Genomic DNA, 12,455 nt, shown 5'->3' with positions numbered 1-12,455 from the left:
TTACATTTTTTGAAATAATCCGCGACTGCGCAGTGGCGCACCGCCCAGTTGATGATCAATGGCCAATCTCATCAACCGTTTTGCCGCCCGCCGGACTTGTGGGTCAGAGTAGTCATCATTGGCTATTTGTTGTAACTGGCCACCCCAAAAACAGCAAGGCCGTTCCAACTCGGTTGGCGCGATGGTAACAACTAAACCCTGGCCCGGCTGGAATAGATAAAGCTGCTCTCGCTGCAACTGAGTCAAATCAGGCAAACAGCCCAGTTCATTCAGCAAACGGTGTTCAAAGGTGCGCAAACCACCTTCAATATCCACAGCTGACAATAGTTCGTTGAGAACATACTGATAATAGACATAAAGCCTGGGGTGGGCATCAAACGGTAGCAGCAAACGTTGCAGCAACTCGTTGACATAGAGTCCACAAAGCAGTGAGTTACCGTTGAGCAGTAGCGTTACACCTACGGCTTCAGCCTGCTGCAGAGTTTTCAATTCCTGGCGGCCCCGCCAACTAATTTGCACAGGGACAAAGGGCTGCAAGATACTACGAAAACGAGAACCTGGTCGGCGTGCGCCCTGTACTACGGCAGACACACGTCCTTGCTCAAGGGTGAAAAAATCGACCAGCAGGCTGGTATCCCTATAAGGGCGACTGTGCAGCACATATGCGGCTTGCTGCTCAATCCGTGCCACCATCAGCTATCGCTGTACCCCAAGCTACGCAGGGCACGTTCATCATCCGCCCAGCCACGGCGTACTTTCACCCATAGGTTAAGCATTACCTTGCTTTCGAACATTCGCTCCATATCAAGCCTGGCATCACGACCAACGGTTTTAATGCGGCTACCCTTATCACCAATAACAATACGCTTCTGGCCGTCACGCTCCACTAATATCAGAGCACTGATATGCAGTACGCCATTGTCAGCCAGCTTGTACTCTTCTATTTCAACGGTCGTACCATAGGGGACTTCATCACCCAAGTTACGCATCAGCTTTTCACGCACCATTTCCGCGGCAAGAAAACGTGCACTTTTATCGGTTAACTGATCTTCCGGAAAATGGTGAAAACCCTTGGGCATATGTGCCTTGATAAGGTTTTCCAGCTGTTCGATATTGTGGCCCTGCTTGGCAGAAAGAGGCACCATTTCGGTGAATTTCATCCGCGAAGCATGCTCTTCCATAATGGGCAGCAACGCCGCTTTATCCTTTAACTGATCAACTTTATTTACCGCTAAAATCACTGGACAACGCGCATGCTTGAGCTTATCCAGTACCAGTTGATCTTCCTCAGTCCAGGCAGTTCTATCCACCAGAAAAACCACAAGATCAACATCCCGTAATGCATCAGAGGCGGCCTTGTTCATATAGCGGTTCAGGGCTTTTTTGCCATCGTCTTTATGCAAGCCTGGGGTATCAACATAAATGACCTGAAGATCATCATCAGTTTTAATACCCATAATCTGATGACGCGTGGTTTGAGGCTTACGCGAAGTAATACTCAGCTTCTGGCCAAGAATATAGTTCATAAGGGTGGACTTACCGACATTTGGACGGCCGACAATCGCCACAAAGCCGCAACGCTGGTCCGGGTTCTGGGGCTCCAACAGGTGCTTTAAATCATCAGACATCAGGTTTCTCCACCTCGAGTACTTGTAGTGCCATACGAGCAGCTTCTTGCTCAGCCTTGCGCCGACTGCTTCCCTCGCCTCGTGCGGGCTCACTTAACCCTGAAATTCGGCAGGCAATAAAAAAGGTTTGGTCATGGGGGTCGCCAAATACCTTTTCCAGCTCATATTCCGGTAACGCCAGACGCCTCGACTGTAAAAATTCCTGCAGCCGGGTTTTAGGGTCTTTCAGCGTAACCTTGGGATCAAGCTTCTCCAGGCGACCACCCAATTGCGCCAGAACAAACTGACGGGCAGTCTCCAGGTCACTATCCAGATAAATAGCACCAATCACTGCTTCTACAGCATCAGCAAGAATAGAGTCGCGACGGAAGCCTCCGCTTTTCAGCTCACCACTGCCAAGCCGCAGGTAATCACCCAACTCAAGTTCACGTGCGACTTCTGACAGGGTAACCCCTTTGACCAGCTTAGCCCGCAGACGACTAAGCTCGCCCTCGCGGGCAGCAGGAAATCGCTGAAACAAGGCTTCAGCAATTACAAAATTGAGAATAGAGTCACCCAGAAACTCAAGCCGCTCATTATTGTGTTTGCCACAACTACGGTGGCTGAGCGCTAATTCACACAGTGACTCATCCTTGAAGGTATAACCGATCCGGCGGATCAATGAGGCAACAGGTTTTATCAAGGCAGTTTAGCTTGTAATGATTCGTCAAATTTAACCAAGGCATCCACGTTGTAATAAATGGGTACCTGATCCTGATACTTCACTTTAAAAAAGATAAAACCTTTATCCCGGCTAATCGTCAGCCAATCTTCTTTATCTTTGCCGCGAAACTTATAGATCGAGTTAATGGTTAGTCGTCTGTTGATGGTGGTGCGTATCGAACGATTACTCTGCACGACCATATCCTTGTTCAGCAGCACCTCATTTAGGATACCGACAATCACTTTATGGTCTGTATATGAGGGGTATAGTTTCATGCCTACACTGAATATGCCTGCTCCCAGGCCAATCATCAGAATAATAAGCAGGATGGAAGCTCCAGACTGATATCTTGGGTTCTTTGCGTTCATCTCAGAATCCTTCATTGAATCAAGCGTGTATCACTGAACTGTGGGATACTGAAAAACGTTGGCCAGTGCATCCAAACTGCAAATGCTTTTCCGACCAGCAATTCATCAGGCACAAATCCCCAGTACCGACTGTCATTACTATTATCGCGATTATCACCGACCATAAAATAATGCCCGGCAGGTACAACCCATTCGTTATTCAAGGAAGGTCGCGCCAGGTCATTGAAGATCTGATGATCGATCCCACCCAGGCTTTCTTCCAACAACAACCGTTGCGGACGACTTGGTGGCAACTGGGCCAGTAAGGTTTTGTCCTGAGCAACGCCATTAATATACAACGTTTTATTGCTATATCGAACTACATCACCCGGCAAGCCAACAACCCTTTTAATATAATTTACCGCAGGCTGCTTGGGATATTTAAACACCACCACATCACCCCTCTCAGGGGTATTGATGTCAACAAACTTGCTATTTAAAACGGGCAGCCGTAACCCATAATAAAATTTATTGACCAGAATAAAGTCACCTATTTTTAAAGTAGGCAACATCGAGCCAGACGGTATTTGAAAGGGCTCTACCAAAAACGAACGCAGTATTAAAACCAGCAACAGCACTGGAAATACCGACCGCCCGGTATCTACCCAACCAGCCTCACGACTCAGTTCAGCCACTGCATTAGCCGGCAGTGAACCACCAGCCTGAGCCTGTGCCGCTTTTAGCCTGGCATTACGTTTTGGTGCCAGAAACAACCTGTCATACAGCCAAATCAAGCTAGATAGAAATGTCAGCGCAACCAGTATCAGTGCAAAATCAAAATCCATTGCAATAGTTTTCCCTATTAACTGTCGACTTTCAGCACGGCAAGAAAGGCATCCTGAGGTATTTCCACGCTACCAACCTGCTTCATGCGTTTCTTACCCTCTTTCTGCTTCTGCAGCAGCTTTTTCTTACGGCTGACATCACCACCGTAACACTTGGCAAGTACATTTTTACGCAACGCTTTAACCGTTGTACGGGCAATAACTTTACCACCCAGAGCTGCCTGGATAGCGACATCAAACATCTGCCGCGGAATAACCTCTTTCATTTTTTCACACAACAGCCTACCACGGTATTGCGCATTATCCCGATGCAGTATTACCGCCAATGCATCTACTTTATCGCCGTTGATGAGGATATCCATCCGCACCAGTTTGGCCGGCTGAAAATGGGTAAAGTTATATTCCAGCGATGCATATCCCCGGCTGACCGATTTCAACCGGTCAAAGAAATCCAGCACCACTTCTGCCATTGGCAGCTCGTAGGTAACCTGCACCTGTTTACCAACATAAAGCATCTGCTTTTGTACACCACGTTTTTCTACACACAAACCAATAACCTGACCCAGATAGTCCTGTGGCACCAGAATATTTGCTTGTACGATAGGTTCACGCATTTCATTAATGCCCGCCGGATCCGGCAGTTTCGAAGGACTATCGATCTGCACCACATCTCCGTTATTGAGCTCAAGCTCATAAACTACGGTAGGCGCTGTGGTAATCAGGTCAAGGTTATATTCTCGTTCCAGCCGCTCCTGAATGATCTCCATATGCAGCATACCCAAAAAGCCACAGCGGAAACCAAAACCCAGAGCGTCAGAGGTTTCGGGTTCAAAGTAAAGCGAGGCGTCATTCAGCGTCAGTTTTTCCAACGCTTCACGGAAATCCTGATAATCATCGGCACTGGTTGGAAATAAACCGGAATAAACTTGAGGTTGGACCTTCTGGAAGCCGGGCAAGCTATCGACATCCGGTGTTTTCTGATGGGTTAACGTATCCCCCACCGGAGCACCATGAATATCTTTGATACCGGCGACCACAAACCCAACTTCACCCGCTCTCAGTTCAGGGCACTCTGTACGCTTTGGCGAAAAAATCCCCAGTGATTCAACCTGATGATTCAGTCCTGTGGATTTGACGATAATTCGGTCTTTTTTACGCAAAGTGCCCTGTTTAACACGGACCAGGGACACGACCCCCAAATAGGGGTCAAACCACGAGTCGATAATCAGCGCCTGCAAAGGTGCAGAGATATCACCAACCGGGGCAGGGATGGAGAGAATCAGTTGCTCCAATACCTCTTCCACACCCATGCCGCTTTTAGCTGAACAAGGCACGGCATGACTGGCATCAATACCGATAACCTCTTCTATTTCCACCCTGACTCGTTCCGGATCTGCCTGCGGCAAGTCCATCTTGTTGAGAATAGGCACAACTTCCAGCCCCTGTTCAATGGCTGTGTAACAGTTAGCCACTGACTGAGCTTCCACCCCCTGGGCAGCATCTACGATTAACAAAGCACCCTCACAAGCCGCCAAGGAGCGCGATACCTCATAAGAGAAATCAACGTGGCCGGGGGTATCGATGAAATTAAGCTGGTAGGTCTGTCCATCCTTAGCGGTATAGTTCAGGGTCACGCTCTGGGCTTTAATGGTGATCCCGCGCTCCCGCTCCAAATCCATGGAGTCCAGCACCTGTGCTGCCATTTCCCGCTCACTAAGACCGCCACACATCTGTATAAACCGATCAGCCAATGTGGACTTGCCATGGTCGATATGTGCAATGATGGAAAAATTACGAATATGTTCGAGGTTACTCACGTGCTGTATTTCCAAATACCTGAAGCGGAATTAAAGGCGGCAAGTGTACCGTAATTCAGAGAAACCGGCTATCAGATCACCATAGAAAAGGGGGCCTAAGCCCCCTCACCTAATCATATGACTCTGGTTTAATCACCTAATTTGAGGGGGATAAACATTGGACTGCCACGACGAACAATCCGCAACGGCACTGCCCGATCCTCCGGCAAGTCAGCAACCACTCGGTTGAACTCGTTTACAGACGCCACCGACTGTCCATTAAGCATGGTAATGACGTCGCCCACCATCAATCCAGCTTGCGCCGCAGCACCTGGCATCACCTGCCGCACGACCACACCCTCACTCACTTGCCATTTAGCGCGGCGCTCTTGATCCAACTCAGCCACGTCGATATTGAGACGGTTCTGATCTGTCTGTGGCACCTGCTGCGTGGCCTGAGCAAGCTGCTGCTGATCAGGTAAAGTACCAATTGCCACTTGCAACGACTGCTGTTTACCGGCGCGAACAATCCCCATGCGAGCCTTCATTCCAGGTTTTATACGCCCAACAAAGTGCGGCAGATCTGCAGAGTGAACCACTTCGCGACCATCAAAAGACTGGATGATATCCCCCTCTTGCAAGCCCGCCTTCTCCGCAGGGCTGTCAGGCAGGACTTTCGCAACCAGGGCACCGGAAGGCTTCTCTAAACCAAAGGACTCAGCCAGGTCTCGATTCACCTCTTGAATAATCACACCCAGCCAACCACGGGTCACAAAGCCTTTCGCTTTGATCTGATTAGCCACTTCGACAGCAACATCAATCGGAATTGCAAAGGAAAGCCCCATAAAACCGCCGGAACGGGTATATATTTGCGAGTTAATCCCCACAACCTCACCGGCAAGATTAAATAGAGGCCCACCAGAATTACCCGGATTAATCGCCACATCGGTCTGAATAAATGGCACATAGGTTTCTCTGGCCAGTGCTCGCTGTTTAGCACTGACAATGCCGGCAGTCACACTATGGTCAAACCCGAAAGGTGAACCAATTGCCAATACCCATTCACCCACTTCCAACTCAGCCGAGCTGCCAAGTTTCACCACGGGCAGATCAGCGGCATCAATTTTCAGTAGCGCAATATCGGAGCGCTCATCGCTACCAACCACTTCTGCTTCAAGCTCACGGCGATCAGACAAGCGGACAATGACTTTTTCTGCATCTGCCACCACATGATGATTGGTTAAAAGATATCCATCAGACGATATGATAAACCCAGAACCAAGTGATTCCGGAGCTTTATGCTGGGGCGGTTGACCACCCTCGGGGAATTTAAAGAAGTGCTTAAAAATATCCGGAAGCTCTTCACCATTGGGCCCCCTGAAGATCCTATTCTGCTGACCTTCACTTTCCTTTTGTATCGTACTGATGTTAACAACAGCCGGCGATGCCTGTTTGACCAACCCCTTAAAGTCAGGCAGTTCCACCGCTCCAACCGGCAGGACAACTAGCAGGCTAAGAATACAAATAAAGGAATAGATTCGCTTCATGGAGCTATACACCTAAGTTACTGGTTTCTTGCAAAACAATGCGGGTCAATACAGGCTGAAATTGGGTCGAGCGGAAAAACAACTGACTGGCAAACCGCACCGCAAGAAAGCCAAACGCCAGCCCAGTCAAGGCAATTAGAATAGTTACAGGCTCTGGCAGGGCAAACAGGTGAGCTGCCACCGCGCTCAAAATCAGTAACAGCAAAGGCAGCAGGTATGTGGTTAATGTCGCCTTTAACAAAGCGCCCTCTTCCACCCCGACCATTACACTATCATCAACGTGCACTGTGATATCGGCTGGATTTAGCACCTTGAACACAAACGCTTTTTGTCCGGATGCCTGAACCAAAAGCTTCTGGCCACAACCATGCTTAGCCGCACAAGCAGCACAAGTACTCGTTTTGGTGGTTTCAACCCAGATACCTGCTGCACCCACTTCAACAACCCGGCCATGTTCCTCAATCATTGATCTATTATTCAGCCGGATGTACAGAAGCCGCGATACGTTCAGCGATCATCAGCGGCACATCGCCCACCACTGTCACAAAATGATCACCAACCCTCTTACCAACCGCAACGACGTTATCCGTCTGGCTGACACCAGGAGGAGATGACTGATGGTCAATATCCTCAATACAGACCGTGAACGCATTCCGGCCGTTACTGTAGACCAGCAGTTCTGCATGCGGAATAACATTACGACGCATTGGTAAAAAACCTTCAGGCAACCAGCCAGCATTCCATTGCGGTTCTTTTGGAGTCAGCATTTGTTGATGCTGTTCGATATAACGATCCATCCCCTGCGGTAATCGAATAATATCAGGTTCCTGAATCTGTTCTGCCAAGGTGCGACCCTGACCATACTGAGCCCGCACAATGCCTTGTGACACTGGTGCAGCTGGTAGATTAAAAGCCGGACGCGCATCAGCTAATGGAGTCGTTTCAGGCGTTGATTGATAGGTCTGCGCACCAAGGATAACCATGGCCGTAACCGATGCGGCAACGGCCATGCTGGCAAATGGTTTCCAAAAGGAACCGGATGCTTCCGTTGCATTCCGGGTGGACTGTTTATAAGTTTCTTCATCCGTAACAGCCTGCATGACTGCAGTACTGATATCCATTGCAGGAGAGGATACTTTCTCCGACAGCAGTGCCGAGCGGGCAACATGATAACGCTGCCAGGTACGACCCAGCTCAGGTTCGCTTTCTATGCACTGCATAAGACGGCGCACTTCAAACTCACCCAGCTCACCGTCCATTAAGGCGGAGAGTTTTTCGCTGGACTGTTCAGACATAGTGCATTACCTCTGAATAAATGTTCATTAGTTAACTCGCCAAAAGTGGCCGAATTTCTTTATCTATAGATTCACGGGCACGAAAAATACGTGAACGCACCGTGCCCACCGGGCAATCCATAATACTGGCGATATCTTCATAACTGAGACCTTCAAATTCGCGTAGCGTCAAGGCCACTCTTAGGTCTTCTGGTAATCGATCCAGCGTGCGCTTAATCACCTTCTCAAGCTCGTCCCGGTATAACTGATTTTCCGGTGTTTCAATATCCTTCAGGTCGCTATCACCTTCAAAATATTGAGCATCATCAATATCTACATCAGTGGGCTTTCGCCCTCTGGCAACCAGATGGTTTTTAGCGGTATTGATCGCTATCCGATACAACCAGGTATAAAACGCACTATCGCCACGAAATCTGGGTAATGCGCGATAGGCTTTGATAAACGTTTCTTGCGCAACATCCATGGCTTCATGGGAGTCATATATATATCGTCCAATCAAGCCCACAATTTTATGCTGGTATTTTTTAACCAGTAAATCAAAGGCCCTTTTATCACCGGCTTTTACCCGCTCAACCAACTGCTGGTCAATCACCGCCTGGCTTTCATTTGACACTCATTTTTCCTTAATACCGACTTCTCAGTGTTCAGGTTTCACATATCATCCTGTGAACCCAAGGCATTAGTATCTCTTCTACCCCAAGTAATGATCAACCTGTACTGAGCATCAGGACACTGTTAAGAACATAAGACATGTTTGAAGTTCCACTAGTACAAAAAAAAATCTTACAATAGAAGCCTTGCACCCAGCCTTAGGAATCAGCAGTACATGGCCACCCATCACCATTATGACGCACTTATCATTGGCAGCGGCGCCGCTGGCTTAAGTATGGCCCTGCATCTAGCACCAGATGCCAAGGTAGCGGTACTCAGCAAACGAGAACTTACCAGTGGCTCAACATGGCTGGCACAAGGAGGTATCGCAGCAGTACTCGACACGACCGATAGCACCCAGGCCCATATTCAGGACACCATGGTGGCCGGGGGGCAGTTAAGCCATCAGGATGCGGTTGAATTTACCATCAACAACGGCAAAGCAAATATTGAATGGTTAATTGAACAGGGCGTTGCGTTTACCCAATACAATGCAGATGATTACCATCTGACCAAAGAAGGGGGTCACTCCCACCGTCGCATTATCCACTCCGCCGATGCCACTGGCCGTGCGCTGCAACAAACCCTGATCGAAAAAGCACGCAGCTGCGCCAATATTGACCTGTTTGAGCATCACATTGCCGTCGACTTGATAACAAGGCGCAAACTACGCTTACCGCACAATCGCTGTATCGGCGCCTATGTTCTAAACGAAGCCACCGGCCACGTCGAAGTATTCCAGGCCCGCAATGTAATTCTTGCTACCGGAGGTGCATCCAAAGCTTACCTATATACCAGCAATTCAGATGGGGCAACTGGCGACGGTATTGCCATGGCATGGCGCGCTGGGTGCCGGGTAGGCAATATGGAATTTAACCAGTTTCACCCTACCTGCTTATACCATCCCCAGGCTAAATCTTTCTTAATCTCTGAAGCGGTCAGGGGTGAAGGCGGAAAATTGCTTCTGCCTGATGGCAGCCGTTTTATGCAGCATTTCGATTCAAGAGCCGAACTCGCACCCCGGGATATTGTCGCCAGGGCAATTGACCACGAAATGAAACGTCTCGGTTGCGACTGCCTTTACCTTGACATATCTCACCAATCCAAAGCCTTTATAAAAGAGCACTTCCCAACCATTTATGACCGCTGTGCTGAGCTGGGGATCAATATCGCCAAGGACCCTATACCTGTTGTACCTGCAGCCCACTATACCTGCGGCGGTGTTGTCACCGATCTTCAAGGCAGAACAGATATCCCGGGGCTTTATGCCATTGGCGAAACATCCTTTACCGGCCTACATGGTGCCAACCGCCTGGCCAGTAACTCATTGCTAGAGTGCTTGGTTTATGCTCGATCTGCCTCCGACAACTTATTGAGTTCACTTGTTGAACCCGTTGATCAAGCGTTAATTCCTGATTGGGATGAATCCCAAGTCACAAACTCGGATGAGGATGTGGTTATCTCGCATAACTGGGAAGAAATCAGGCGCTTCATGTGGGATTACGTAGGCATTGTCAGAACCACTAAACGTCTGCAACGCGCAAAACACCGCATAGAGTTACTGCAACAGGAAATCGGTGAATATTACAGTAACTATAAAATCAGCAATGACCTACTGGAACTGAGAAATCTGGCCGTGGTGGCCGATTTGATCATCCGTTCAGCCATGCAACGTCAGGAAAGCCGCGGTCTGCATTACACTCTGGACTTCCCGGATGAAAACCCTGAAGCCTTGGACACTATCCTGACACCTGAAAATTTTTCCTGGCTGAAAGGTTAATTACGCTCAGCGACCAACTTTGCAAACCGAGCCAGGACCCGCAGTCGACGAAACGTGTCCTGACTACAGCTATCCTTAAATATGAAAACGGTCAATGGCAAAAGCTGTCCTGGCACAGAAACAGCAAACAGCACCAGAAACGGTGTTACTAGGCTTGCCCGAATGGCCTCAGCCTGACAAGAGCGGCCACTATTACACCCCAGAACCATCAGGCCCTGATCAGGCAACCAGCGAAGCGAGGTAATGGCATGCGATGCGCTCAGCGAAACATCCTTGCGCCAGCTGTAAAGCGCTAAAACACAAATACCCATTAGCAATACCCCCTTACCAACCGGTGGCAATCGAGTAACAACAACAGCGTATGCAGCTAACAGATGAAATAGAAGATGAAGCCCCGCCGCGAAGCGAGAGGGAGTTAAGCGAATACGATCAAGGCTGAACACGATCCAGTATCAACCGTACAATACGATGCAAGTCCGGATCTGCGGGCTCCTCCCGCTCCATTAACCACAAGAACAGATCCTGATCCTCACATGCCAGCAACCGAACAAACGCATCCTGATCAGCAGGTTCAAGTTGCCTGAACGCCTCAGTGACAAAGGGCACAAATAACACATCCAGTTCCAGCATTCCGCGTCGGCTTTGCCAAGCTAAACGACGGATATCTTCATCACTGTACATAAATCTAACCTGTGTATTTAAAGCTGTAAATTCCACAATTCAGGCAAATTAGCGAGCGAGCTAAGCCTGCAAGACAACCAGCATCAAGCTCACGCGCCATCTGAATTTATCAGGGAGCTACTATAATTCACCCTAGACCTCGATGCACCAATCACAAGACAACAGAAGAAAGATAAACCACGGTTAATCACAGATGCCACGGTGCCTGCACCATAAAACATTAAGTTTGAATGACCACCAAGCCAATCCCCAACACAGCTCTACCAGAACAACATGAGCCACATAGTTCTTCATACTCAATACCCAGCTTTCGACCTACCCAAACCCGATAAAACACTACCAAGGTAGCATTTTAAAAAAAACCAAAACCATAAGAATGATAGCTAATATTTAGTAAAATTTTATTTAAATTTAAATACAACTGTATTAGGCTGGATCAGGTTTTACAACCAGCCCATTCGCTTAGCAAAAACGAGCAAAACGCTCAGAAAAGGGACTGAAAAACGTCGCAAAACAATATATTGGACAAATAGACAAGGATCTCCTCATCATGAAATACAACCCTAACTTTAAACCTCTCGCGCTTGTAGTGATGATGGCAGCCGCCTCTGCTGCCCAAGCTGAAGACGCGATGCTGGATGTAAACCTTGACGCCTCTGCTGGTGCAGCAGGACCTCTGGCAGCAGCATCTGTTGATGTAACAGCTACCGGCTCTGTCATCGTTGAAACTCCGACTCTTCCCGCTGCAGGCGAACTGGCAACTGAAACCTTGAGCAGCGTCACTGGCCTTACTGGCGGACTGCCCATTCCTGAAGATGCACTTACTACCGTAACTGACACACTAGGCACTGCCACAGACCTGGCCAGCGGTACTGTTGACACAGCAACCGGCCTAGTTAGCGGCCTGCCTGTTGCAGGTGACCTGGTCGGTGACGCAACCGGTATCATTGGCGACCCGTTGAGCGCCGTTGATGGAATTACGGGTGACCCTCTGGGCACAGCGACCGGACTCGTCGGTGACCTGCCACTGGTCGGCGGTGTAGTAGATACCGCTACAGGTGTCGTAGGCGGCCTGCCTGTTGTAGGTGACCTGGTCGGTGACGCAACCGGCATCGTTGGCGACCCGTTGAGCGCCGTTGATGGAATTACGGGTGATCCTCTGGGCACAGCGACCGGACTCGT

The 12,455-nt window shown here is 49.1% G+C and carries 13 protein-coding genes and 1 pseudogene; 2 read left to right on the top strand and 12 right to left on the bottom strand.

The features are described from left to right. The 10 genes and pseudogenes from recO to rpoE all read right to left on the bottom strand — a co-directional run bounded on the left by recO (position 1) and on the right by rpoE (position 8,774). Positions 1 to 693: a DNA repair protein RecO gene (gene recO, locus ACFVYJ_RS12795; protein WP_419415773.1), complete on the bottom strand. Its 693-nt coding sequence runs from the start codon at positions 691 to 693 to the stop codon at positions 1 to 3. Then, positions 693 to 1,628: a GTPase Era gene (gene era / locus ACFVYJ_RS12790; RefSeq protein ID WP_419415774.1), complete on the bottom strand. Its 936-nt coding sequence runs from the start codon at positions 1,626 to 1,628 to the stop codon at positions 693 to 695. The genes recO and era overlap by 1 nt, the downstream gene beginning before the upstream one ends. Beyond that, a complete protein-coding gene (gene rnc, locus ACFVYJ_RS12785; protein ID WP_419415775.1) occupies positions 1,621 to 2,310 on the bottom strand; it encodes a ribonuclease III in 690 nt (229 codons plus the stop codon). Before rnc ends, era begins: the two co-directional genes overlap by 8 nt. Next, positions 2,307 to 2,699 (bottom strand): DUF4845 domain-containing protein, encoded by a 393-nt coding sequence (locus tag ACFVYJ_RS12780; RefSeq protein ID WP_419415776.1) that lies wholly within the window; start codon positions 2,697 to 2,699, stop codon positions 2,307 to 2,309. The genes rnc and ACFVYJ_RS12780 overlap by 4 nt, the downstream gene beginning before the upstream one ends. Positions 2,700 to 2,767: 68 nt before the next feature. Further along, positions 2,768 to 3,523, bottom strand: a pseudogene (gene lepB, locus ACFVYJ_RS12775) (signal peptidase I); the annotation flags it as partial. 17 nt (positions 3,524 to 3,540) lie between these two features. Continuing rightward, positions 3,541 to 5,340 (bottom strand): translation elongation factor 4, encoded by a 1,800-nt coding sequence (gene lepA / locus ACFVYJ_RS12770; RefSeq protein WP_419415778.1) that lies wholly within the window; start codon positions 5,338 to 5,340, stop codon positions 3,541 to 3,543. 128 nt (positions 5,341 to 5,468) lie between these two features. Beyond that, entirely contained in the window at positions 5,469 to 6,866 is a 1,398-nt protein-coding gene (locus tag ACFVYJ_RS12765; RefSeq protein ID WP_419415779.1) for a DegQ family serine endoprotease, read from the bottom strand. A gap of 4 nt (positions 6,867 to 6,870) precedes the next feature. After that, positions 6,871 to 7,332 carry a SoxR reducing system RseC family protein gene (locus ACFVYJ_RS12760; protein ID WP_419415780.1) on the bottom strand — a complete coding sequence of 154 codons (462 nt, stop codon included), beginning with the start codon at positions 7,330 to 7,332 and terminating at the stop codon, positions 6,871 to 6,873. 7 nt (positions 7,333 to 7,339) lie between these two features. Continuing rightward, positions 7,340 to 8,161, bottom strand: a complete 822-nt coding sequence (locus ACFVYJ_RS12755; protein WP_419415781.1) for a MucB/RseB C-terminal domain-containing protein — start codon at positions 8,159 to 8,161, stop codon at positions 7,340 to 7,342. A 31-nt stretch (positions 8,162 to 8,192) separates the two neighbouring features. Beyond that, positions 8,193 to 8,774 carry an RNA polymerase sigma factor RpoE gene (gene rpoE / locus ACFVYJ_RS12750; protein WP_419415782.1) on the bottom strand — a complete coding sequence of 194 codons (582 nt, stop codon included), beginning with the start codon at positions 8,772 to 8,774 and terminating at the stop codon, positions 8,193 to 8,195. A gap of 213 nt (positions 8,775 to 8,987) precedes the next feature. On the opposite strand from rpoE, the gene nadB reads away from it, so the two are divergent. Further along, positions 8,988 to 10,592, top strand: a complete 1,605-nt coding sequence (gene nadB, locus ACFVYJ_RS12745) for an L-aspartate oxidase (protein WP_419415783.1) — start codon at positions 8,988 to 8,990, stop codon at positions 10,590 to 10,592. Here nadB and ACFVYJ_RS12740 read toward each other — a convergent pair. Both ACFVYJ_RS12740 and ACFVYJ_RS12735 read right to left on the bottom strand, forming a co-directional pair. Beyond that, complete coding sequence (locus ACFVYJ_RS12740) at positions 10,589 to 11,035, bottom strand: protein YgfX (protein WP_419415784.1); 447 nt, start codon at positions 11,033 to 11,035, stop codon at positions 10,589 to 10,591. The genes nadB and ACFVYJ_RS12740 overlap by 4 nt on opposite strands. Further along, the gene (locus ACFVYJ_RS12735; protein ID WP_419415785.1) at positions 11,022 to 11,273 is read right to left on the bottom strand and encodes an FAD assembly factor SdhE; all 252 of its coding nucleotides are present in this window, start codon (positions 11,271 to 11,273) and stop codon (positions 11,022 to 11,024) included. The genes ACFVYJ_RS12740 and ACFVYJ_RS12735 overlap by 14 nt, the downstream gene beginning before the upstream one ends. A gap of 550 nt (positions 11,274 to 11,823) precedes the next feature. Between ACFVYJ_RS12735 and ACFVYJ_RS12730 the strand changes: the two genes are divergently transcribed. Beyond that, positions 11,824 to 12,455, top strand: a 632-nt coding sequence (locus ACFVYJ_RS12730) for a hypothetical protein (RefSeq protein ID WP_463255364.1), incomplete at its 3' end; no start/stop codon positions are given.

The organism is Pontibacter sp. JAM-7 (genome assembly GCF_048548695.2).
GTDB lineage: Bacteria > Pseudomonadota > Gammaproteobacteria > Pseudomonadales > Balneatricaceae > Neptuniibacter.
The sequence above is the reverse complement of the archived record's forward strand: the minus strand, read 5'-3'. Positions and strand labels throughout refer to the sequence as shown.

Coding starts and splice junctions, on each gene's coding strand:
- recO (WP_419415773.1), bottom strand. CDS start 693: ATGGTGGCACGGATTGAGCAGCAAGCCGCATATGTGCTGCACAGTCGC.
- era (WP_419415774.1), bottom strand. CDS start 1,628: ATGTCTGATGATTTAAAGCACCTGTTGGAGCCCCAGAACCCGGACCAG.
- ACFVYJ_RS12780 (WP_419415776.1), bottom strand. CDS start 2,699: ATGAACGCAAAGAACCCAAGATATCAGTCTGGAGCTTCCATCCTGCTT.
- ACFVYJ_RS12765 (WP_419415779.1), bottom strand. CDS start 6,866: ATGAAGCGAATCTATTCCTTTATTTGTATTCTTAGCCTGCTAGTTGTC.
- ACFVYJ_RS12760 (WP_419415780.1), bottom strand. CDS start 7,332: ATGATTGAGGAACATGGCCGGGTTGTTGAAGTGGGTGCAGCAGGTATC.
- ACFVYJ_RS12755 (WP_419415781.1), bottom strand. CDS start 8,161: ATGTCTGAACAGTCCAGCGAAAAACTCTCCGCCTTAATGGACGGTGAG.
- nadB (WP_419415783.1), top strand. CDS start 8,988: ATGGCCACCCATCACCATTATGACGCACTTATCATTGGCAGCGGCGCC.
- ACFVYJ_RS12735 (WP_419415785.1), bottom strand. CDS start 11,273: ATGTACAGTGATGAAGATATCCGTCGTTTAGCTTGGCAAAGCCGACGC.